The organism is Afipia sp. GW822-FHT03D08 (assembly GCF_058801645.1).
Genome location: NZ_JBXANK010000001.1, coordinates 2390446 through 2413223, shown reverse-complemented (window position 1 = coordinate 2413223; position 22778 = coordinate 2390446). Strand labels below are relative to the sequence as shown.

21 protein-coding genes, 1 other RNA gene and 1 pseudogene are annotated in these 22778 nt (G+C 63.5%); 13 read left to right on the top strand and 10 right to left on the bottom strand.

Annotated features, from left to right (window positions below; genetic code table 11):
• Positions 1–47: 47 nt before the first annotated feature.
• On the bottom strand, positions 48–1109 hold the full coding sequence (locus tag AC1RM7_RS11950) for an acyltransferase family protein (protein WP_024920505.1): 1062 nt from the start codon (positions 1107–1109) through the stop codon (positions 48–50).
• A gap of 152 nt (positions 1110–1261) precedes the next feature.
• On the opposite strand from AC1RM7_RS11950, the gene AC1RM7_RS11945 reads away from it, so the two are divergent.
• The 3 genes from AC1RM7_RS11945 (at position 1262) to AC1RM7_RS11935 (ending at position 5877) form a co-directional block, all read left to right on the top strand.
• A complete protein-coding gene (locus AC1RM7_RS11945) occupies positions 1262–2572 on the top strand; it encodes a UDP-glucose dehydrogenase family protein (RefSeq protein WP_024920504.1) in 1311 nt (436 codons plus the stop codon).
• Positions 2573–2733: 161 nt separating this feature from the next.
• Positions 2734–5205 carry an ATP-dependent helicase HrpB gene (gene hrpB, locus AC1RM7_RS11940; protein ID WP_024920503.1) on the top strand — a complete coding sequence of 824 codons (2472 nt, stop codon included), beginning with the start codon at positions 2734–2736 and terminating at the stop codon, positions 5203–5205.
• A gap of 132 nt (positions 5206–5337) precedes the next feature.
• On the top strand, positions 5338–5877 hold the full coding sequence (locus AC1RM7_RS11935; RefSeq protein ID WP_024920502.1) for a TIGR02281 family clan AA aspartic protease: 540 nt from the start codon (positions 5338–5340) through the stop codon (positions 5875–5877).
• A gap of 101 nt (positions 5878–5978) precedes the next feature.
• On the opposite strand, the gene AC1RM7_RS11930 is transcribed toward AC1RM7_RS11935, so the two are convergent.
• Positions 5979–6581, bottom strand: coding sequence for a DUF938 domain-containing protein (locus AC1RM7_RS11930; RefSeq protein ID WP_024920501.1), 603 nt, complete (start codon positions 6579–6581; stop codon positions 5979–5981).
• Positions 6582–6726: 145 nt separating this feature from the next.
• Here AC1RM7_RS11930 and AC1RM7_RS11925 point away from each other — a divergent pair, with 145 nt between their 5' ends.
• Positions 6727–8226 carry a phosphomannomutase/phosphoglucomutase gene (locus tag AC1RM7_RS11925; RefSeq protein WP_024920500.1) on the top strand — a complete coding sequence of 500 codons (1500 nt, stop codon included), beginning with the start codon at positions 6727–6729 and terminating at the stop codon, positions 8224–8226.
• Positions 8227–8382: 156 nt separating this feature from the next.
• On the opposite strand, the gene AC1RM7_RS11920 is transcribed toward AC1RM7_RS11925, so the two are convergent.
• From AC1RM7_RS11920 to AC1RM7_RS11905, 4 genes and pseudogenes are all read right to left on the bottom strand, one after another.
• Positions 8383–8892, bottom strand: a complete 510-nt coding sequence (locus AC1RM7_RS11920; RefSeq protein WP_006022339.1) for an Lrp/AsnC family transcriptional regulator — start codon at positions 8890–8892, stop codon at positions 8383–8385.
• Between the two features lie 92 nt (positions 8893–8984).
• Complete coding sequence (locus AC1RM7_RS11915; RefSeq protein WP_024920499.1) at positions 8985–9935, bottom strand: sugar kinase; 951 nt, start codon at positions 9933–9935, stop codon at positions 8985–8987.
• A gap of 88 nt (positions 9936–10023) precedes the next feature.
• A pseudogene (gene nudC / locus AC1RM7_RS11910) lies at positions 10024–10964 on the bottom strand (NAD(+) diphosphatase).
• Positions 10965–10980: 16 nt separating this feature from the next.
• Complete coding sequence (locus AC1RM7_RS11905) at positions 10981–11400, bottom strand: HIT family protein (RefSeq protein WP_006022336.1); 420 nt, start codon at positions 11398–11400, stop codon at positions 10981–10983.
• Between the two features lie 238 nt (positions 11401–11638).
• Here AC1RM7_RS11905 and ffs point away from each other — a divergent pair.
• The 6 genes from ffs to AC1RM7_RS11875 all read left to right on the top strand — a co-directional run bounded on the left by ffs (position 11639) and on the right by AC1RM7_RS11875 (position 15742).
• Positions 11639–11735, top strand: an RNA gene (gene ffs / locus AC1RM7_RS11900) — signal recognition particle sRNA small type.
• Positions 11736–11808: 73 nt separating this feature from the next.
• Positions 11809–13674: a DNA polymerase III subunit gamma/tau gene (locus AC1RM7_RS11895; RefSeq protein WP_024920497.1), complete on the top strand. Its 1866-nt coding sequence runs from the start codon at positions 11809–11811 to the stop codon at positions 13672–13674.
• A 25-nt stretch (positions 13675–13699) separates the two neighbouring features.
• On the top strand, positions 13700–14020 hold the full coding sequence (locus AC1RM7_RS11890) for a YbaB/EbfC family nucleoid-associated protein (protein WP_006022334.1): 321 nt from the start codon (positions 13700–13702) through the stop codon (positions 14018–14020).
• 36 nt (positions 14021–14056) lie between these two features.
• Positions 14057–14662, top strand: coding sequence for a recombination mediator RecR (recR, locus tag AC1RM7_RS11885; RefSeq protein WP_006022333.1), 606 nt, complete (start codon positions 14057–14059; stop codon positions 14660–14662).
• An 18-nt stretch (positions 14663–14680) separates the two neighbouring features.
• The gene (locus tag AC1RM7_RS11880) at positions 14681–15103 is read left to right on the top strand and encodes a hypothetical protein (protein ID WP_024920496.1); all 423 of its coding nucleotides are present in this window, start codon (positions 14681–14683) and stop codon (positions 15101–15103) included.
• Between the two features lie 69 nt (positions 15104–15172).
• Entirely contained in the window at positions 15173–15742 is a 570-nt protein-coding gene (locus tag AC1RM7_RS11875) for a GDSL-type esterase/lipase family protein (protein ID WP_024920495.1), read from the top strand.
• Between the two features lie 18 nt (positions 15743–15760).
• Here the strand turns inward: AC1RM7_RS11875 and AC1RM7_RS11870 are convergent, their stop codons facing one another.
• The gene (locus AC1RM7_RS11870; RefSeq protein WP_024920494.1) at positions 15761–17128 is read right to left on the bottom strand and encodes an AmpG family muropeptide MFS transporter; all 1368 of its coding nucleotides are present in this window, start codon (positions 17126–17128) and stop codon (positions 15761–15763) included.
• Positions 17129–17304: 176 nt separating this feature from the next.
• Positions 17305–18513 (bottom strand): DNA recombination protein RmuC, encoded by a 1209-nt coding sequence (locus AC1RM7_RS11865; protein WP_024920493.1) that lies wholly within the window; start codon positions 18511–18513, stop codon positions 17305–17307.
• Positions 18514–18685: 172 nt separating this feature from the next.
• Here AC1RM7_RS11865 and def point away from each other — a divergent pair, with 172 nt between their 5' ends.
• From def to truA, 3 genes are read left to right on the top strand one after another with little or no spacing between them, the layout of a single operon-like run.
• A complete protein-coding gene (gene def / locus AC1RM7_RS11860) occupies positions 18686–19201 on the top strand; it encodes a peptide deformylase (RefSeq protein WP_024920492.1) in 516 nt (171 codons plus the stop codon).
• 13 nt (positions 19202–19214) lie between these two features.
• A complete protein-coding gene (gene fmt / locus AC1RM7_RS11855) occupies positions 19215–20147 on the top strand; it encodes a methionyl-tRNA formyltransferase (RefSeq protein WP_024920491.1) in 933 nt (310 codons plus the stop codon).
• Positions 20147–20884, top strand: coding sequence for a tRNA pseudouridine(38-40) synthase TruA (gene truA / locus AC1RM7_RS11850; protein ID WP_024920490.1), 738 nt, complete (start codon positions 20147–20149; stop codon positions 20882–20884). The genes fmt and truA overlap by 1 nt, the downstream gene beginning before the upstream one ends.
• Positions 20885–21013: 129 nt before the next feature.
• Here the strand turns inward: truA and AC1RM7_RS11845 are convergent, their stop codons facing one another.
• Positions 21014–21574, bottom strand: a complete 561-nt coding sequence (locus AC1RM7_RS11845; RefSeq protein WP_024920489.1) for a phosphorylase family protein — start codon at positions 21572–21574, stop codon at positions 21014–21016.
• An 11-nt stretch (positions 21575–21585) separates the two neighbouring features.
• On the bottom strand, positions 21586–22755 hold the full coding sequence (gene dapE / locus AC1RM7_RS11840; protein WP_024920488.1) for a succinyl-diaminopimelate desuccinylase: 1170 nt from the start codon (positions 22753–22755) through the stop codon (positions 21586–21588).
• Positions 22756–22778: the final 23 nt, after the last annotated feature.

Here is a 22778-nt window from a genome sequence, read left to right as displayed (position 1 = left end):
CCGGAATTGACACCTGCCCGCGCGGAGTTCCTCACGGAAATGTTGAGCTATTCCGCCGCCTGCAGGGCCGCCGGACGCTTCTGCTTCGGCGCGATCCAGAACATGGCAGGCCGCTCGAACAGGAAATTGAGCCCGGCGCGTTTGGCGCCCCACCACATCAGGAGCGCACCGACCACGCCGGCGATGGTGTCGATCAGCGAGACAAGGCCGATGTCGGGGATGATGCCGGTCTTGAGCAGCACCACCCGCACGATCGCCATCGGCAGGAAGAAGGCGAGATAGATCACGATGGAATGCTCGCCGCAGTAGCGCAGGAAGCCCAGCCAGTTGGCGCGGGCCAGCAGCGTGCCGGTGACGATGATGGCGCAGGCGCCGGCAAATCCGAGTGCGAGCGAAATCACTGGCCGGTCGCCGAAGCCGGTAAATACCAGCACGCCATTGACCAGCGCCCATGCCGCGAGACCGGCCAGCGCGAGACCCGGCTTTTCGCGTGCACCATCGGCCAGCGCGAACACATAATTCGCCAGCAGATAGCCGGAATAGAAGTAGACGAAGCGCGCGGCGAACTCGTCGATCACGGTCCAGCCGGTCGCAATATGCGCCGTTTCAAGCGCCGCGGCCGCAAGCCAGATCACGATTGCAGGCACGCGCAGGGTGGCCTTGGTCACCACAAAGAAGATCGGCAGCAGGTAGATGAACCACAGCGTGCCGAACGGCTCGATGAAAGATTGCAGATACATGACACCGACATGGGTCCAGCCCTGCTCGGCGGCGAAAGCGGGGGCCTTGAAGGCGAACTGGATCGTGACCCACAGCACGTAGAAGTAGGCGAAATGGACGACCTTGCGGTCCAGATAGGTGCGCCAGTCGCGGCCGATCACCCGCGACAGGAACAGTCCCGAAATCAGGAAGAAATCCGGCATCCGGAACGGCTTCGCGAACTCGACGAACAGGTGCATGAAGCCCTGCTTGCCCGCAGCGGCCTCGACGCCCAGGGTCGAGTGCATCATCACCACCATGACGATGCAGATGCCCTTTGCGTAATCGACCCAGTCGATCCGCTCGGAGGCGGGCGACGGGCGCGCGCCGGATGTGCCGTTGCTGCTCATGATGTCCCGTTTCGGTCCAGTTGCACGCCATCCTGGGGCGCATGGGTTTCATTCTCCTTTATTCATACAAATGTTGTGCCCCATTCACGCCGATTTGGGCTAAAAGCCCCGCGAAACGGAACATCGTTAATGAGTTTTGGAGCGGGTGGTACATGCGGATTGCCATGATCGGCACGGGCTATGTGGGGCTGGTTTCGGGGGCCTGTTTCGCGGATTTCGGCCATCGCGTGACCTGCGTCGATACCGACGCCGGCAAGATCGCGGCGCTCAACCGCGGCGAAATCCCGATCTTCGAGCCCGATCTCGACCGGCTTGTGGAGGCGTCCGTCAAGGCGGGGCGGCTGGATTTCACCACCGACATTGCCGGGCCCGTGGGCAAGGCCGACGCGGTGTTCATCGCGGTCGGCACGCCGTCACGGCGCGGCGACGGCCATGCCGACCTGACCTATGTGCACGCCGCCGCCCGCGATATCGCGAAGGCCCTGCAGGGCTTCACCGTGGTCGTCACCAAGTCGACCGTGCCGGTGGGCACCGGCGACGAGGTCGAACGCATCATCCGCGAAACCAATCCGCAGGCCGATGTTGCCGTGGCCTCCAACCCTGAATTCCTGCGCGAGGGCGCGGCGATCCGCGACTTCAAGCATCCCGACCGCATCGTGGTCGGCACCGACGACGAACGTGCGCGAAAAGTTCTCGGCGAGGTCTATCGCCCGCTGTACCTCAATCAGGCGCCGATCATGTACACCGAGCGCCGTACGGCGGAGCTGATCAAGTACGCTGCCAACGCATTTCTCGCGACCAAGATCACCTTCATCAACGAGATGGCGGATTTGTCGGAGAAAGTCGGCGCCGACGTGCAGGAGGTTGCGCGCGGCATCGGCCTCGACAACCGCATCGGCCCAAAGTTTCTCAACGCCGGTCCCGGATTCGGCGGCTCGTGTTTTCCGAAGGACACCCGCGCGCTGGTCAAGACCGCGCTGGACCATGACGTGCCGCTGCGCATTGTCGAAGCGGTGCTTGCGGTCAACGACAATCGCAAGCGCGCCATGGCACGTAAGGTCTCGAGCGCTCTCGGCGGCAACCTGCGCGGCAAGACCATCGGTCTCCTCGGCCTCACTTTCAAGCCGGACACCGACGACATGCGCGAAGCGCCGTCGATTCCGCTGGTGACGGGCCTGCTCGATCTCGGTGCGAAAGTGCGCGCCTACGATCCCGCCGGCATGGAGCAGGCGAAGAGTGAACTGCCGGACATCACCTATTGCGAGGATCCCTATGCCGTCGCCAAGGGTGCCGACGCGCTGGTGATCGTCACCGAGTGGCGGCAGTTCCGCGCGCTCGATCTGAAGCGGCTGAAGCGCGAAATGGCCAATCCCGTGATGGTCGACCTGCGCAACATCTATCGCCGCGATGAAATGGAAGAACTCGGCTTCACCTACGAGAGCGTCGGGCGGGGAGCGATTTGAATTTCTTTACCTCTCCCCGTTTACGGGGAGAGGTCGGAGGCAAAGCCTCCGGGTGAGGGGCAGCTTTCGAGGCTTGTATTGGCCGTCGAGTTTCTCTTTATGTTGATCGCCCCTCACCCCAACCCTCTCCCCGCAAGCGGGGAGAGGGAGCAGATCGCGCCATGAATTTTTCCACGCCTCTTCCCATCGATGCGGTTCTGGCCGACCTGACATCGACGCTCGCGCGCGGCAGCACTGCCGTGCTGGTCGCGCCGCCGGGCGCGGGCAAGACCACGCGCGTGCCGCTGGCGTTGCTGGATGCGGACTGGGTCGGACGTAAGAAGATCATCGTGCTGGAGCCGCGCCGGATCGCGGCGCGCGCTGCCGCCGAGCGCATGGCGCAGACGCTGGGCGAGCGGGTCGGCGAGACTGTCGGCTATCGCGTGCGGTTCGGTTCGAAGGTCTCGCGCGCGACCCGGATCGAGGTGGTCACCGAAGGGATCTTCACCCGGCAGATCCTCGACGATCCCGAGTTGTCCGGCGTTGCCGCCGTATTGTTCGACGAATTTCATGAGCGCTCGCTGGATGCTGACCTTGGCCTTGCGCTGGCGCGAGACGCGCAAACCGGCTTGCGCGAGGATCTGCGCATTCTGGTGATGTCCGCGACGCTCGATGGCGCGCGGGTCGCTAAACTGCTCGGCGATTGTCCGGTGATCGCCAGCGAAGGCCGCGCGTTTCCGGTCGACACACGCTATCTCGGCCGCAAGCCGGATGTGCAGATCGAACGGCAGATGGCGGACGCCATCGCCACGGCGCTGCGCGCAGATGGCGGTTCGGTGCTGGCTTTCCTGCCGGGCGCCGCCGAAATCCGCCGCACCCAGAATTTTCTGGCCGAGCGTGTCAGCGATCCGAACACCGAGATCGTGCCGCTGTTCGGCGCGCTCGATGCCGGCGTGCAGGACCGCGCGATTTCGCCGCCGCCCAAGGGGCAGCGCAAGGTGGTGCTGGCCACCTCGATTGCGGAGACGTCGCTGACCATCGAGGGCGTGCGCATCGTGGTCGATTCCGGGATGGCGCGAGTGCCGCGTTATGAACCCGACATCGGACTGACGCGGCTTGAAACCATTCGCGCCTCGCGCGCCGCCGTCGATCAGCGCAGGGGCCGCGCTGGCCGCACCGAGCCCGGCGTCTGTTACCGGCTGTGGGACGAGCCGCAGACCGCGTCGCTGGAGGCCTATACACGGCCCGAGATTTTGTCCGCCGATCTGTCGTCATTGGTGCTCGACCTCGCGCACTGGGGCGCGGCCGATCCTTCGGCTCTCGCCTTCCTCGATCCGCCGCCGCTGCCGGCGCTGACCGAAGCACGGGCGCTGCTGCGTGAACTGAATGCGCTCGATGAGGCAGGGCGGATCACACCCGAGGGCAACAGCCTGCGTGCGCTGGCGCTGCCGCCGCGCCTTGCCCGCATGATCGTGGATTCGTATCGGCTTGGTTCGGGTGATGAGGCGGCACTGATCGCGGCCATTCTCACCGAGCGCGGGCTGGGCGGCGACAGTGCCGATCTCGATGCGCGGCTGGATAATTTCCGCCGCGACCGGTCGCAGCGGGCGCAAAGCGCGCGGCAACTGGCGGAGCGCTGGGCCAAACAGGTGGCGGCGAGTGAACCGTTCGACATCACAGATCGTTCACTCTCCACCGGGCTTATGCTCGCACTCGCATTCCCGGATCGTGTCGCACGCAATCGCGGCAACGGCTCGTTCGTGCTCGCCAACGGGCGCGGCGCGAGCATCGAGCAGACTTCCGCGCTGGCGAAATCGCCTTACATCGCGGTGGCCGAACTGACGGGGACGGCGGCGAACGGGCGCATCCTGCTGGCGGCGCCGATCACGCAGGCCGAGATCGAGGCGCAGTTCACCGATCATATCCAGACCGCCGACGAGATCACGTTCGATCGCGCCGCGATGGCGCTGCGCGCACGGCGCAGGAAGAAACTTCACGCCATCACGCTCTCAGAACAAACCCTTCCAGTCTCTCCCTCGGCAGAGACAGCGCGCGTGCTGGCGGACGGTCTTGTCGCTGCGGGATTGGAGCGCTTGCCATGGTCGAAGCCGCTGAAACAATGGCGCGACCGCGTGATGTTTTTGCGCGCGGCCTCGCCTGAGGAATGGCCCGATCTTTCAGACAATGCGCTGGCGGAGACACGAGGCGACTGGCTCGTGCCGGCATTGTTCGACAAGACCTCGCTTTCGAATTTCTCCGCGGGCGATCTGTCCGATGCGCTGATGAATCTGTTGCCGTGGGAGATGCGCGCGCGACTCGACCGCGAAGCGCCGACGCACTTCGAGGCGCCGACCGGAACGTCCCTGCCGATCGACTATGAGGCCGAGCAGGGGCCGACCATTGCGGTCCGGTTGCAGGAACTGTTCGGGCTCAATGTCCATCCGTCGATCGCGAAGGGCAAAATCCCGCTGGTGCTGGAACTGCTGTCGCCGGCTCATCGTCCGGTACAGGTGACGCGCGACCTGCCGGGCTTCTGGCGCGGGTCTTATGCCGCGGTTCGTTCCGATCTGCGCGGGCGCTATCCGCGCCATCCCTGGCCGGAAGATCCCGCGTCCGCGCCGCCGACCCGCCGGGTCAAGCCCCGCGGAACGTGAGAATTAACGCTTCCCTCACCCTTATTTCGGAAAAAGCCTCCTTTGAAGGTGCCGGGCGGTCAACTTTCGGCCTGCTGTGACGAGCTTCCCGTAAGGTCCACATGGGACCGGGCGATAACAGGCGTATGTGTGATGCGTAACATCATGATTCTCGCGGCCCTGCTGGTTGTGTTCGGCACGTCCATGGCGAAGGTCGCCGATCAGATGACCTCGCAAAAGGCGCAGGCCCAGTCCGTCGACAAGTCCAGGGCGATGAATGCCTTCGCGTCGGTGCAGCCGAAAACCACAGGCAATGCCGGCCTTCGGAGTGTCACCATTTCGCGCGACAGCCGGGGGCACTTCCAGACCGACGCTCGCGTCGATGGCCGCCGTATCGGCTTCATGGTCGATACCGGCGCTTCGGTGATCGCACTCAACGAAAGCTCGGCGGCGCTGATCGGCATTCGTCCGCGGCCCAGCGAATACACCGCGAATGTTTCAACCGCCAACGGCTCGATCAGGGCCGCGCGCACGCGCCTTGCGATGGTCGATATCGGCGGCCTCGTCGTGCGCGATGTCGATGCGCTGGTGCTGCCCGACGACGCGCTGTCGGAAAATCTGCTCGGCATGTCTTATCTGTCGAAGCTTCGCCGGTTTGAAATGGCCGGCGGCAAGCTGGTGATGGAGCAGTAAGCGATAGCGGCTGCCTCGTCATTGCGAGGAGCACTTGCGACGAAGTAATCCAGCTTCGTGCCTTGTGGCTGTGGATTGCTTCGCTTCGTTCGCAATGACGATTACATCCGCCGGAACACCACGCTCAGATTGTTCGCCGGCATTTCAGTGATCGCCGGTGCCGAAAATCCCTCAGTCCGCGCCAGTTCCGCGACAGCTTCCAGATCGCGCAATCCCCATTCCGGATTCCGGGACTTCAAACTCGCGTCGAACGCTTCGTTGCTCGGCGCAGTGACCACATCCGCTCGCCGGTACGGCCCGTACAGATAGAGCGGCGCGCCTGCGGGCAGCAGTCTCGCCGCGCCGCGTATCAGGCCTGTCGTCGCCTGCCATGGTGCAATATGGATCATGTTGATGCAGAGGATGGCGTCGGCGGCGGTCACCGGCCAGTGGCCTGATGAGGCATCGAGCACCACAGGCGGGCGGATGTTGGGAAGACCGCTGTCCTGCGTCCACGCCGCGATGCTTTGCAAGGCGGCGTCCTCGGGGTCCGAGGGTTGAAACGTCAGGCCCGGAAAAGCCCGCGCGAAATGCACGACGTGTTCGCCGGAGCCGCTGGCGATCTCCAGCACAAGTCCGGACTCGGGCAACACACCGCGCAGGACGTCGAGGATGACATCGCGGTTACGCAAGGTGGCGGGATACTCAAGGCGGCGGTCGGTCATGCGGGTCCGATCTGAATGAAGGCTGTACAAGCTCGCTGCCAATATGCCGCATTTCGCTCCTAAACACCCGGCTCCCGCCTTTCCACGGTTCCAAGCATTCGCTAAAGCTGCTGGATATTGCCCGCCCTGCCATGAGGCCCCCTGAATGTTTCCGAAGCCAAAGCCCGAACTGATTCCGAATACCTATGCCTATGAATCCGAGCCGATGGTGAAGGCGACGGGCTTCCGCGAATACGACGCGCGCTGGCTGTTCGGCAAGGAAATCAACCTGATGGGCATTCAGGCCCTCGGCATGGGCCTCGGCACCCTGATCGGCGAGATGGGCCAGAAGCAGGAGATCGTCACTGCGCACGATTTCCGCAGCTACTCCGCCTCGATCAAATACGCGCTGATCTCCGGCCTTCTGGCCTCCGGCTGCAAGGTTCATGACATCGGCCTCGCGGTGACGCCGATGGCGTATTTCGCGCAGTTCGATCTCGATGTGCCGTGCGTCGCGATGGTCACCGCCTCGCATAACGACAACGGCTGGACCGGCGTGAAGATGGGTGCGAACCGTCCGCTGACCTTCGGGCCGGACGAAATGAATCGCCTGAAAGAGATCGTGCTCAACGCCGATTTCAAGCTGAAGCCCGCGGGCGGGTATCAGTTTCACGAGAATTTCCCGGCGCGCTACATCGCCGATCTCACCAAACGTCCGAAGCTGAAGCGCAAGCTGAAGGTGGTTGTCGCGTGCGGCAACGGCACCGCGGGTGCATTCGCACCGCAGGTGATGGAAGCGATCGGCTGCGAGGTCATCCGCCTCGACACGGAACTGGATCACACCTTCCCGAAGTACAATCCGAATCCCGAAGACATGGAAATGCTGCACGCGATCCGCGATGCAGTGCTCAAGCACAAGGCCGACGTCGGCCTCGGGTTCGATGGCGACGGCGATCGCTGCGGCGTGGTGGACAATACCGGCGAGGAAATCTTCGCCGACAAGGTCGGGGTGATGCTGGCGCGCGACATGTCCGCGATTCACAAGAACGCGCAGTTCGTGGTCGACGTGAAATCGACCGGCCTGTTCGTGACCGATCCCGTGCTGCAAAAGCAGGGCGCCCACACGACCTACTGGAAGACCGGCCATTCCTATATGAAGCGCCGCACCCATGAGCTGAAGGCTTTGGCGGGCTTTGAGAAGTCCGGCCACTTCTTCTTTAACGCCCCGATCGGCCGCGGCTACGATGATGGCCTCGTCTCGGCAATTGCGGTCTGCGAGATGCTGGACCATGCGCCGGGCAAAACCATGGCCGACCTGAAGGATGCGCTGCCAAAGACCTGGTCGTCGCCGACCATGTCGCCGCACTGCTCCGACGAGACCAAGTACGGAATCGTCACGCAGGTCGTGAAGCACTTCGAGGATCTGAAGGCGAAGGGTGCCAAGGTCGCCGGTCAGCCGATCCGCGATCTGGTCACCGTCAATGGCGTGCGCGTCACCTGCGAGGACGGAAGCTGGGGCTTGGTGCGTGCCTCATCCAACAAGCCGGAGCTTGTGGTGGTGGTCGAGAGCCCGGTCTCCGAACAGCGCATGCGCGACATGTTCGAGGCGATGGATTCGGTGCTGCGCGCCCATCCCGAAGTCGGCGAGTACAATCAGAAGATTTGAGGTTTCTTAACCTCGCCCCGCTTGCGGGGAGAGGTCGGATTGCCATAAGCGCGTCTGCGACGCGCTACGGCAATCCGGGTGAGGGGCACTTTAATGTTGCTGGTGGAACCCTTGCCCCTCATCCCGACCTTCTCCGTAAACGGGGAGAAGGAGAAACTAAGCTGCAGTCAGCGCCGGCACCGGCAGCGCGGTCACCGATTTGATCTTTTCCATCGCGAAGCGTGACGTGACGTTCTTCAGCGCCACGGCGCTGATGAGCTTCTTGTAGAAAATATCGTAGCTCTGCATGTCGGCGACGACCACACGCAGCATGTAGTCGACATCGCCCGCCATCCGGTAGAACTCCATCACCTCGGGCATGGCGCTGACGGCGTCGGCGAATTTCTTCAGCCAGGCGTCGGAGTGATCGCCGCTTTCCACCGAAACGAACACCGAAATCCCGAGGCCGATCTTGTTTTGATCGACCAGCGCGACGCGGCGCAGGATGATGCCTTCGGCCTCCATGCGCTGAATGCGCTTCCAGCAGGGGGTCGAGGACAGGCCGACCCGATCGCCGATTTCGGCGACCGAAAGCGAAGCGTCGTCCTGTAAAACGGTCAGAATCTTGCGATCGATCGCGTCCAGGCGGCGCGGAGCGTCAAGAATTGCTACAGCAGCGTCAGACATTAGAAGAACTTTCTTCCATAATTGAGGGCTGTATACCTCATATATAGAAAATCATTCTCTGACAAGCCTGGATTTGCGGCCTTAGAGGGTCTCTATGCTGGGAGGGTGACCGGGCTGGAGGCCAAAAGGGCATCAACTTCAGCGCGTTGCGGCGACCCGAAGGCGCCGCCGAAGCGGGTGCATTTGAGGGCGGCGGTCGCGGAGGCGAATCGCATCGCCTGCTCCAGCGGCTGTCCCTCCGCCACGGCCAGCGTGAAGGCGCCGTGGAAGGCGTCGCCCGCGCCCAGCGTATCGACGGTATGGACCGGGAAAGCCGGCATGTGTTTCGGCTGACCCTGCGGGTCGAGCCAGATCACGCCCCTGGCGCCCGATGTGACGCCGAGCAATGCGGGGGTCACCTGCGCGAGCTTGCGCAGCGCGGTCACGTCATCGCTTTCGCCTGCGGTGGCGTGCAGCGCCTCTGCCGAAAAGACGATGTGCGAGGCGACCTGCAGCAGCCCTTCGCGCATCGACATCATCCGGTCGCCGTCGATGACGACGGGAATGCCGCGGCGATGGGCTTCCGCGCACACATCGGTGCCGAATTCCGCGCAGCGGCTTTCGATCAGAATGGCATCGCAGTCGGCGAGCAGCGTGTCCGATGGCGGCAGTTTGACGGTCCACAACTTCGGATCGCGGAAGGTGGCGATGGTGCGCTCGCCGCTCGGATCAATCAGCACGCTGGAGATCGGGGTGACCACATCATCGACGACCACGAGGCCGCTGGTGTCGATCCCCTCACTTCTGAATTGATCATCGATGATGGCATTGCTCGCCGCCAGCAAACCGCCGATCGGGCCTGTCAGCAGGACACGCCCGCCAAGCCGTGAAATCGAAATGGCGGCGTTGGGCGAATTGCCGCCGGCCACCTCGACGAACTCGCTGGCATATTCTTTCTGCCCCCGCGAAGGCACTTCCGGCACACGGAAAATCAGATCGCGCACCGGCATTCCGATGCAGACAATACGTGGAGATGCCTTGCGTGGTTGCTTCTGGATATTCACTGACACTGCGCCTCGCCGGAAATGCTCGTGATTGAGACAATCGATGACACGCCACCCGGTTCCCGTTCAAGGGAACCGTAAAAATCGGTCAGGCTGTTTCCTTGATCCAGTTCGCCAGAAGGTGGTGCGCGATGGCGACCGGATGAGGGCCCGTCAGGCCCTCGGGGTGCGTCTTCGCCAGCATCGCCACGGCTTCATCACGGCTGAACAGCGGGCGTCCTCGAGCTCGGTCTTGTCGACGACGATGTCGGTGGTGGTGGCGCGCGCGGTGCAGCCGATCATCAAGGATGACGGATAGGGCCACGGCTGCGTCATGTAGTAGCGCACGTCGGTGCAGTGGATGCCGGCCTCTTCGAGAATCTCGCGCTGCACGGCGTTCTCGATGGTCTCGGCGGCTTCGACGAATCCGGCGAGACACGACCACATGGTCGGCGGAAACTGCGACTGACGGCCCATCAGGCATTTGTCGCCCGCCGTCACCAGCATGATGACGACCGGATCGGTGCGCGGAAAGTGTTCGGTCTTGCAGCTTGGGCAAATACGCTTCCAGCCGCCATCAGCCATCGATGAGCGCGAACCGCAGTTGGCGCAGAAGCCGTGGCGCTGATGCCAGCTCACCAGCGACTTCGCCATCGCGATGGTGGAGAGTTCGCGCGCCGGTATCGCGCCGCTTGCGGCAACCGCCCGCAGATTCTCCACGCCGACGTCCTGCCGGCCCATCAGGTTTTCGGCGGCGGTGGCGCTGATGCCCATGCCGAAAATCGCCGCGCCTTCATGCAGCCCGAGAAAGATGGTGCCGGGATTGGCGCCGAACTTGTGCGCTTCATCCAGCGTCAGCAGTGCGCGGGGGCCGTCGGCGCCCAGGGTGACCACCAGCGAATCGCGATGGACTACATAGGCCCGCGCGTTGCGATGGTTTTCCAGCGCGAACAGTTTTTCGGCGTCGGTGCGGATATGCGCCGCGCGGTCGATCGGATGCGACACGAAGCCGGGCTGTCCGAGCGGAAAGGGATCATTTTTTGTTGTCATTGATCAGTCCGGATTTTCAGCTCAGCCAGATCTTGCGGCGGAGCGCGGCGATGAAGGCTTCGACTTCCTGCGGATCGTGCGCCAGCGGCGGCACTGCGCCCCAGACCGGCCGCGGCCATGCGGCGTCCGTTGTCCGGCGTGCAATGATATGAACATGCAACTGGGGAACGACATTGCCCAGCGCCGCGATGTTCAGCTTGTCGGGTTTGGTGATCTCTTTCAGGGCCCGCGCGACGCGGTTGATTTCGGTGGTCAGTTGCGCCTGTTCGATCTCGTTGAGGTCGATAATCTCGACCGCGTCCGGCCGGCGCGGCACCAGCAGCAGCCACGGATAATTCGCATCCTTGATCACGAGCACGCGCGACAGCGGCAGATCGCCGATGCTGATGGTGTCTTTCTCGAGGGTTGGATGGAGCGACCAGGCGGAAGGGGACATATGGTTTCTGAACGTCGGATACGGAACAGGAGCAGTTCCGGCAATTTTGCAGAGTGCAGTGCTGCAAACAACACCTGTCATGCCCGGCTTTGCGCGGGGCTTCCATGCCTTTGTCCGGGCAGGGCTGGACCCGCAGCGGCCGGACCACGAGGCAGGCCATTTTGCAAGCTGAAACAACGTGGTGCGAAGGTCCGCCGCGCGCTTGCTTTCCGGCGCTTTTGGCCCCAAATAGGGACCGGGAGATTGGCGGTGGACGAGCCACTCGCCAACCGGGTCAGGTCCGGAAGGAAGCAGCCCTAACGAGGTCCGGATCGGGTCGCTCGTCAGTCTCCTACTTCTCTTTTTTCGTGCGTCCGCAGCGGCGCAACGCGCGCTTGGTGCCTAGCGTGCTCAATCGCGGATCGATTGATGACCGATGCTGACATTGCCGGCGCGACTGCGGACGATCAGCCGGGTTTCGAACTCGGCGGAACGCCAGCCCCGTCGGCCGGCTCAAGTTCCGCCTACCGCGTGCTCGCACGCAAATACCGTCCCGGCACATTCGAGGATCTGATCGGCCAGGAAGCGATGGTGCGGACCATCTCGAATTCGTTCGAGGCGGGGCGCGTTCCGCAGGCCTGGATTCTCACCGGGGTGCGCGGCGTCGGCAAGACCACGACCGCGCGCATTCTCGCCCGCGCGCTGAATTACGAACTGCCGGATGGCTCGGTCAAAGGGCCGACCATCCACATGCCGAAGATGGGCGTGCATTGCCAGGCCATCATGGAAAGCCGGCACATCGATATTCTCGAAATGGACGCGGCGTCGCATACCGGCATCGACGACGTGCGGCAGATTACCGACGGCGTACGCTATGCGCCGTCGAGTGCGCGTTACAAGGTCTACATCATCGACGAAGTCCACATGCTCTCGGAGAAGGCGTTCAACGCCTTCCTGAAGACTCTGGAAGAGCCGCCCGAGCACGCCAAGTTCGTGTTCGCCACCACTGAAATCCGCAAAGTCCCGGTGACCGTGCTGTCGCGCTGCCAGCGCTTCGATCTGCGGCGCGTCGATTCTGATGTGCTGATGGCGCATCTGGCGAACATCGCGGCCAAGGAAGGCGTTGCGGCCGAGCCCGAAGCCCTGGGCCTGATCGCCCGCGCGGCAGAAGGCTCGGTGCGCGATTCGCTGTCGTTGTTCGATCAGGCGATTGCGCATGCGGCGGGCATGGTGCGCGCCGAAGACGTGCGTCAGATGCTTGGTCTGGCCGACCGCACCCGCGTCATCGATCTGTTCCAGTCGCTGGCGAGCGGCGACATCGCCGCCGCCTTCAAGGAATTCCGCGATCAGTATGACACCGGCGCCGATCCGGTGGTGGTGCTCAGCGACCTTGCGGAGTTCGTGAACTTCGTGACGCGGGTGAAGGTCGTTCCCGCCACGGCGGACAATCTGGCGCTCGGCGAAACCGAGCGCACGCGGGGGCGCGATTTCGCCGCCAAGCTCTCGATGCGCGTGCTGTCACGGATGTGGCAGATGCTGCTCAAGGGCATCGCGGAAGTGCAATCCGCGACGCGTCCTCAAGCCGCCGCCGAAATGGTGCTGGTGCGCATCGCCTATGTGTCGGATCTGCCGACGCCGGACGAGGCGATCAGAATGATCGACGCCAATGGCGGCTCGTCGCCTGCGATGAGCGGCAATGCGGCTGGCAACGCCGCGCCGCGTGCGCCGTCCGCCATGCTGTCTTCAGGCGGCGATGACGGGTCGCAGTTGCGCGCGGTGGCATCCAGCACACGGCCGGCGCTCGATACGTCACCGCGTCCGCAGATGATTGCGCCTACGCCCGCTCCGGCTGAAGCCGCGCCCGCGCGACGGCTGAACACATTCGCGGAGCTCGTGGCGCTCGCGAGCGAAAAACGCGACGTCCAAATCAAGTCCGCGCTGGAAGCCGATGTGCGGCTGGTGCGCATGGAAGACGGGCGGCTTGAGGTCGCACTGGAACGCAGCGCCGCGCGTTCGATGATCAACGATCTGTCCCGCAAGCTCGAATTCTGGACCGGGCGGCGCTGGACCGTGATCGTCTCCAACGAGGCGGGCGAGCCGACGCTGCGCGCGCAGGCACAGGCCGCGAAGGAAAAACTCACCGACGGTGTACAGGCCGATCCGCGCGTGCAGGCCGTGATGTCACGCTTTCCTGGTACGCAACTGGTGGAGGTGCGGCGGATCGTGCCGGATACCGGCTCCGGTGTGGATGAATCCGGGCCTGTTGCTGCGGCTGAAGAAGACGATGATCTCTAACTCAATTCGATAAAGGGACCCGTTCATGGCTGACTTTCTCGGCATGATGAAACAGGCGGCGCAGCTTCAGTCCAAGATGAAGGCGCTGCAGGATGAACTCGACACCATCGAGGTCGAAGGCCTGTCCGGTGGCGGTCTCGTCAATGTGCGCATGACCGCCAAGGGCGAAGTGAAGGCCGTGAAGATCGATCCGTCGCTGATGAAAGCCGACGAGCGCGAGATTCTCGAAGACCTGCTGGTGACGGCGCAGAACGATGCGCGCCGCAAGGCCGAAGCCGCCATGCAGGAAAAGATGCAGGCGCTGACCGGCGGCCTCGGCCTGCCTCCGGGGCTGGGTCTCGGCTAGAGCCGCGATGCGCCTTCTCAACGTGAAAATGCTCTGATGGTCTCCTCGGTCGCAGGTCCGGAAATCGAACGGCTGATCCAGTTGCTGGCCCGGTTGCCGGGACTTGGCCCGCGCTCGGCGCGGCGTGCCGCGCTACATCTGATCAAGAAGCGCGAAGCCCTGATGACGCCGCTGTCGGCGGCATTGCAAGTTGCGATTGAGAAGATCCAGGTGTGCAACACCTGCGGCAATATCGATACGCAGAATCCCTGCACGGTCTGCACCGATGCACGGCGCGATCCCTCGATCATCGTGGTGGTGGCGGATGTCGCGGATTTGTGGGCGCTTGAACGCGCTCATGCCACAAATGGATTTTACCACGTGCTCGGCGCCACGCTGTCGCCACTCGACGGCGTCGGCCCGCAGGATCTGACCATCGATGCACTGGTGCAGCGCGCGCTCGATCCGCGCGTGACGGAAATTATCCTTGCGCTGAATGCAACCGTCGATGGCCAGACCACCGCGCACTACATCACCGACCTGTTGCAGGATGCCAACGTCAAGGTCACGCGGCTGGCGCACGGTGTGCCGGTCGGCGGGGAACTTGATTATCTCGACGAAGGAACGCTGTCGGCCGCCATGCGGCAGCGGACACTGTTCTGAAACTCAAATGGAAACCGCATGATCTCCCGACTGTTCGTGAATGCCCCGGCAAAACTGACCGCTGGATGCCTGGCTGTATGCCTTGCAATGCTCTCATCATCCGGCGCGATGGCGCAGCAGAAGGCGAAGCCGATCAACACTGGCGAAGTCTTGTCCGGCGAACTGACCGCGATGCGTTCTGGACCGAAGAAGAAGCGCGTCATTACGTATCAGCTCACCAGCGAACCGCGCCGTTTGCCGCCACCGTCGGGTATGTGCAATCTGGAAACCGGTCCCGAAACATTTCAGATCGTGACCAACAGCGATGCAGAAGCCGCGGCGCTGAAGCCCTTTATCGGGAAAAGCATTGCGCTGAAGGCCAATGAGATGGCCTGCGCGCAGGCCGCCGGGCAGTTGAGCGACGCCGTCGTCACCAAGTGGAGCGTCGTGACCAAGCACTGACGTGCTTGACGATATTCGGACGCCCGCCCTAGTCTTCTGATTTTGGAAATCAGTTTTGGGGGGCGGGTTATGTCATTGCGGCTCAATCTGTTCGTTTCCTTTATCGTTGCGGCTTTTTTCCTCGCATCTCCGGTGGCCGTGCATTCCGCACGCGCGCAGGTGCAAGTCGCGGTGATCGGCGACAGCAATGTCTACGGCAAGGGCATCTCTCCCTCCGAGAACTATCCGAGCCAGCTTCAGGCCGCGCTCAACGCGCGAGGTCTGAACGTGACTGTCAGCAATGGCGGCATCAACGGCGATACAAGCTCCGGCCTCGCTGGACGTCTGGATTCGGCTGTTCCTTCCGGCACGCGGGTTGCGGTGATCTGGATCGGGATCAACGATATTCGCCGTGGAGTAAGCATGGCGGAAGTTCAGGCGAATATCGCCGGCATCGTCAGCCGCCTGCGGGCGAAGGGGATCGACAGTTATGTGATCCGGCCGCCGGTCTACAACGTGGCGGATCATCAGAATCCAGCGCTCACCGTGGGCGGCGGCGATAAGCATTTCAATGCGGCGGGCTACAGAAAGATGGTCGGCAAAACCATCGGGCCGGTTGCGGCGCTGGTTAGCAAGGCATCGAAGAAGAAAGCGGCCTGATTGGGCTGGCCGTTGCGGCTATGCCGCTACGTTCTCGCGTTGACGCAGGGTCTCGAAATGTCCGCGCCGCTGTAGCCATGCCAGCAGGATCAGGCTCGGCACCGCGACCAGCACGCTGAGCACAAAGAACGCCGGCCAGCCGGTGGCCTGCGCGACATAACCCGCGCCTGCGGAGAGATAGGTTCTGCCGATGGCTGCGAACGCGGTGAGCAGCGCATATTGGGTCGCGGTGTGCAGCGGGCTCTGGCACAGCGAAGAGAGATAGGCGACGAAGATCACGGTGCCGATCGCGCCGGTGAAATTCTCCACCGTGATCGCCAGCGCCAGCGCCCATTGATTGTGTCCGACAAAGGCCAGCCAGGCGAAGGCGAGATTCGAGATCGCCTGCAACACGCCGCCGATCCACAGGCACGCTTCCAGCGACCATGCGCGGGCGAGAAAGCCTCCGGCGAATCCGCCGATCAGTGTTGCGGCAAGTCCGACGCCCTTGACGATGGCGGCATAGTCGTTGCGCGTGAAGCCGAGATCGATCACGAACGGCGCGGTCATGGTGCCCGAGAACGAGTCCGTGAACTTGTAGAGAATGACAAACGCCAGAACCGCCCAGACGTCCTTGCGCGTCAGGAATTCGGTGAAGGCGCCCACTGCGGCGGTGATGACGCGGGTGATGGCGCTCTCGCCGGAGGTCGCTTCCTCTGCGCGGCGCGACTGTTCAGGCTCGGTGGCGACAATCGCGGCAATCATCCCAATCAGCACCATCGCCGCCATCGCGATGTAGCCCCACATCCATGCGATCGGCTTGGTCAGGCCGGTGGCTTCGAAGCCGCTGACCAGAAACAGCGCACCGGCGGTGGAGATCAGCATGCCGACGCGATAGGCAGCGACATACGAGGCCATGCCGGCGGCCTGCTCGCTCTCAGGCAGGCTTTCGACGCGAAAGGCATCGACCACGATATCCTGCGTTGCCGACGCGGCCGCGACCAGCAGCGCACCGAGCGCGACATAAAACGGCGAGCGTGCCGGATCGGTCAGCGCCAGCAGCAGGATCGCGGCGATCAGCAGCAATTGCGCGAAGACCAGCCAGCCGCGGCGCCGTCCGAGCAGGCGTGTCAGCAGCGGCACATGCAGCGCGTCAACCAGCGGTGCCCAGAGGAATTTCAGGGTGTAGGGTGTGCCGACCAGTGCAAAGAGTCCGATGGTGCCGAGATCGACACCGGACTCCCGCATCCACACCAGAAGCGTCGAGCCTGACAGTGCCAGCGGCAGTCCCGACGAGAAGCCGAGGAACAGCACGATCAGCACGCGCTTCTGCAGATAGACTGCAAATGCCTCGCGCCACGAAGCGCGGGGAGGGCTTTCGGCTTTCGCTGTGTCAGGAACTGTCATGCAGCGGTGTTAGCAGATTCTTGGCCGGTCACCCCACCCGGCTGACCTCCGGTCAGCCACCCTCTCCATTCAGGGGAGGGATAAGAGGCGCGGCGAGCAAAGTCTTTCTTCTCCCCCCCCGTGTGGGGAGGGTCGGCGCGGAGCGCCGGGGTGGGGGTAAATCCCGATTGCGACGATTACTCCCCCGCCTGCAGCTTGCGCAGGGGATGTGGCGGAAACAGGTCGCTGGAGGACACCACGCGCGTCGCGTCTGCAGGCTCGCTGCTCTTGCTGAAGTCCAGTTCCTCGATACGCCCGGCGCGCTTTTCGATCTTCTCCGCCGAAATCAGGATCTGGCGCACGTCCTCATTCACATTGCCGAAATCTTTCTGAAGCTTAAGCACGCGGTCGCGCAGCCGGCCGAGATCGTCCGACATATGCATGACCTCGGTGCGGATCTGGTCGGCGGCATCGCGCATCCGCGCGTCTTTCAGGATCTGCTGCATCACCTGGATCGCCAGCATCAAAAGCGAGGGCGACACCAGCACGATCCGCGCCCGGTAGGCCTTCTGGATCACATCGTCGAAGCCGTCGTGGATTTCGGCGTAGACCGATTCCGACGGCACGAACATCAGCGCCGTATCCTGCGTCTCGCCGGGAATGAGATACTTCTCGGCGATGTCGTTGACGTGCTTCATCACGTCCTGCCGCAGCCGCTGGGTGGCGACTTTCTTTTCCTCGTCGCTGCGCGCATCGCGGAGCGCGGTGAAGGCTTCCAGCGGAAATTTTGCATCGACGCACAGGGGCCGCTGATCGGGCAGGAAAATCACGCAGTCGGGGCGAGTCCGGTTCGACAGCGTGTGCTGAAAGGCATAGGAGTCTTTCGGCATGCCGTCCTGAACGATGGCTTCCATCCGCGCCTGGCCGAATGCACCGCGCGACTGCTTGTTGGCGAGCACGTCGCGCAGGGTCGTCACCTGCGATGTGAGGTCGGTGAGATTCTTGTGCGCGTTGTCGATGATGCCGAGGCGCTCGTGCAGCACGCGCAGGGAATCCATCGTGTTGCGCGTGGTCTGCTCCATGGACTGGCCGACGCGGTGCGTCACCGAATCCAGCCGTTCGTTGACGGCGCGGGCCATTTCCGCCTGACGCCCCACCAGCGCCTGTCCCATTTCATGGACCCGGCCGGTGGATTCGTTCTGCATGCGCAGCACTTCGGCGAGCCGCTCTTCCAACTCGTCCGCGCGCACCGCCTGCGCCATGGCGGCCTCCGCGCCCTTTCGGCCTGAGCGCGCGATCACGATGGCGATGGTCAGCAACAACAGCAGCGCCAGCACGCCGAATGCAATCAGGGCGGCGCCAACGTGAACCGGCACATCGCCGGCCATGAAAAGGATCTCGTTCATGCCCCCTTTGTAACCCGATTCGGCACGCGACGCGAACGAATAGGGAACATTTTATGGTTAATAACTCCCTGATTTTTATGGTTAATCGCCGGTTAACGGCATTTGTCCCCGTCCAAGCGCCTGACCTCACAACGGGTTTGACCGTAGCGGGCGCTCCCATTACATCGCGCCCATGGCCAATCGCGACATCATCATTCTTCCCGACAAGCAGCTCCGGCTGATCTCGAAGCCCGTCGAAAAGATCACGCCCGAAATCCGGGCGCTTGCCGACGATATGTTCCAGACCATGTATGACGCGCCGGGCATCGGCCTTGCCGCGATCCAGGTCGCGGTGCCGCTGCGGCTGATCACCATGGACCTCTCCAAGAAGGAAGGGGAGAAGGAGCCGCGCGTCTTCATCAATCCGGAAATCCTGTCCTCGTCCGAAGAGATGTCGGTCTATGAGGAAGGCTGTCTCTCGATCCCGGAATACTATGAGGAGGTCGAGCGGCCGGCGCGGGTGCGCGTGCGCTTCATGGATCTCGACGGCAAGATGCACGAAGAAGAAGCCGACGGGCTTTACGCCACCTGCATCCAGCATGAGATCGACCACCTCAACGGTGTGCTGTTCGTGGATTATCTCTCCAAGCTCAAGCGCGACCGCGTGATGAAGAAGTTCACCAAGGCCGCCAAGCTCGCGGCGAAATAAGCCGGAGCTTGTCATGCCGCTTCGTCTGATCTTCATGGGCACGCCGGATTTCGCGGTGCCGACGCTGCTGGCGCTGGCGGATCACGGCCATGAGATTGCGGCTGTCTATACGCGCGCGCCAAAGCCCGCCGGACGCGGCATGAAATTGCAGGCGACGCCGGTTGAGCAGGCGGCGCGGCAACTCGGCATTCCGGTGCTGACGCCGAAGACGCTGCGGACGCCGGAAGCGGAGGCGGAATTCCGTTCGCACAATGCCGATGCCGCCGTTGTCGTGGCTTACGGCATGATCCTGCCGCAGAATATTCTGGATGCGGTGCCGCTGGGCTGTTTCAATCTGCACGGGTCGTTGCTGCCGCGCTGGCGCGGCGCCGCGCCGATCCAGCGCGCGATCATGACCGGCGATGCCGAGTCCGGCGTGATGGTCATGAAGATGGACGCCGGGCTCGACACCGGTGATGTCGCGATGGCCGAACGGCTGCCGATCACGGACGCCATGACCGCGCAGGATCTGCACGATGCGCTGGCGCCGCTGGGCGCGGACCTGATGGTGCGCGCGATGGGCGCTCTGTCGCGCGGCGGCCTGCAACTGACCAGGCAGAGCGAAGAGGGCGTCACCTACGCGGCCAAGATCGACAAGGCCGAGGCGCGCATCGACTGGACCAAATCCGCGCATGAGGTTTTGCGGCATATCCACGGCCTGTCGCCGTTTCCGGGCGCGTGGTTCGAGATCGCGGTCGATGGCGAGCCGGTGCGCATCAAGGTGCTGCGCTGTGAACTGGCGAAGGGCTCCGGTGCGCCGGGCGACGTGCTCGACGATCGACTGACCATTGCCTGCGGCGACGGCGCGATCCGCATTCTGGACTTGCAGCGCGCCGGCAAGCCGCCGATGAAGGCCGAGGCGTTTCTCAACGGCACGCCCCTCAAGCCCCCTGCGCGCGTGAGCTGATGCCCCGCTACAAGCTCCTCATTGAATATGACGGCGCTCCCTTCTGGGGGTGGCAGTACCAGGACAGGGGCCCCTCCGTGCAGGGCGCGCTGGAAGATGCCGTGAAGGCGATGACCGGTCAGTATGTGCGGGTCAACGGCGCAGGCCGCACCGATGCCGGTGTCCATGCCCTCGGGCAGGTGGCGCATATCGATCTGGCAAAGGACTACAGGGCCGATCGCGTGCGCGATGCGCTGAACGCCCATCTGCGCCCGCATCCCATCGGCGTGCTGTCCGCCGAGATCGTGCCGGAAACTTTCGATGCGCGCTTCTCGGCGACCAAGCGGCACTACATCTACCGCATCGTCAATCACCGGGCGAACCTCGCGCTGAAAGCGGGGCACGCGTGGCGTGTGCCGCGGCCGCTCGATGTCGCGGCGATGCAGGAAGCTGCGCAGGTGCTGGTCGGCAAGCACGACTTCACCACCTTCCGCGACACCGAATGCCAGGCGAAGTCGCCGGAGAAGACGCTGGACGCACTCGATGTGACGCGTGACGGCGATGATGTGACCATCACGACGTCCGCGCGCTCATTCCTGCACAGCCAGGTGCGTTCGATGGTCGGCTCGCTGGTCTGGGTCGGCCATGGACGCTGGACGTCCGGCGACATGCGCCATGCGCTCGAAGCGCGCGACCGTACCGCCTGCGGCCCCGTCGCGCCGCCGGACGGGCTCTATCTGGTGCGGGTGGAGTATTGATGTTTCTTACCTCTCCCCGTTTACGGGGAGAGGTCGGCGCGTAGCGCCGGGTGAGGGGCATAGGCAGCCAAAAGAAAGCAAGTGCCCCTCACCCCAACCCTCTCCCCGCAAGGGCGGGGCGAGGGAGTGTCATCGCGCTATATCTTTCATCACTTTCCAGAACAGGTCCTCGCCACCCGCGACATTCTCGTTCCAGTGATCCGCGGCGTTCTCATCGGCGGCGTCGGTGATGAACTTGAACGCGCGCCACGGCACGTTGTGGCGCTGGCAGACATGGGCAATTGCGAACAGTTCCATGTCGACGATGTCGATGTTGTTCTCGACCAGCCACGGATCGACGGAGGTCACGAAGCTGTCGCCGGTGCCGCAGACAACGGTCCCGTGACCGGACGACAGCCGGTCCATCTCCGGCGAGAACGGCGTGCGGCCGCGCGGCGCCAGCGGCATCGCTTCCATGTCGCGCTGAACCGTGTGCGCGACCTCCACGAGACCGTTGTGGATGTGCGCGATCTTGCCCGCGGTGCCGTAGTTGATGATCAGCTTCGGTTGCAGCGCCATCACCGCCAGCGTCGCGATGCTCGCCGCATTGACCTTGCCAACACCGGTGTAGATCACCTCGACGCCTTCCGGCGCGCGCGCCTTGTTCAGCTCAGTATCGATGGCTGTAAGAACAACGATATGGCCGCTCATGTCCGGGTCATTCATGCGAAATAGCGATCCAGCACGCCGCGATAGATCTTCGTGAGCTTTTCGAGATCGGACACCGGCGTGCGTTCGTCGATCTGGTGCATGGTCTGGCCGACAAGGCCGAATTCCAGCACCGGGCAATAATGCGTAATGAAGCGTGCATCCGAGGTGCCGCCGCCGGTGTTCAGCTCGGGCTTGCGGCCGGTGACGTCTTCGATGGCGGCGACGACGAGATCGGTGAACGGCCCCGGCCTGGTCCGGAACACGTCGGCGTTCGAGGGCTCCCAGACCACATGCGCCTTGATGCGGTTGCCGCTCGCTTTGGTCACGCGCTCCTCGATCAGTGCACGGAGGGATTCGCGGGTGTGGCAGTCGTTGTAGCGGATGTTGAAACGCGCGCGCGCCTGCGCCGGAATCACGTTCCAGGCCGGATTGCCGACATCGACCGAGGTGAATTCGAGATTCGACGGCTGGAAGTGATCGGTGCCCTTGTCGAGCGGATCGCCGCTCAATGCGGCGATCAGCGCCGCGATATCCGGCACCGGATTGGAGGCGCGGTGCGGATAGGCGACATGACCCTGCACGCCATCGACAATGATCGTGCCGGATTGCGAGCCGCGCCGTCCGATCTTGATGGTGTCGCCCATTTCGTTGACGTTGCTCGGCTCGCCAAGGACGCAGTGATCGAACTTTTCGCCGCGATCCGCCGCCCACTGCAAAAGCTTGACGGTGCCGTTGACGGCGATGTCTTCCTCGTCGCCGGTGATCAGGAACGAGATCGAGCCCCCACCAGTCTTTTGCGGCTTGCCGCCATTGGCCGCGAGATAATCCAGCACGGCGGCAACCGAGCAGGCGATGCCGCCCTTCATGTCCACCGCGCCGCGGCCATAGAGCATGCCGTCCTTGACGTCACCGGCGAACGCGCCGTGGCTCCACGCCGCTTCGTCACCGGCGGGCACCACGTCGGTGTGGCCCGCGAAAGTGATGTGCGGTGCCACCGTGCCGATGCGTGCATAGAGATTGTCGATGTCGGCCGCGCCGGGTTCGGAGAAGGTGACGCGATGCACCTCGAACCCGGCATCGCCGAGCAGCTTCTCCAGCACACCGAGCGCGCCCGCGTCCGCCGGCGTCACCGAGGGACAGCGCAGCAGATCACGGGCGATGGAGAGGGCGTCGATCGACATTGGTTTCCCAAACTTGTCATCAC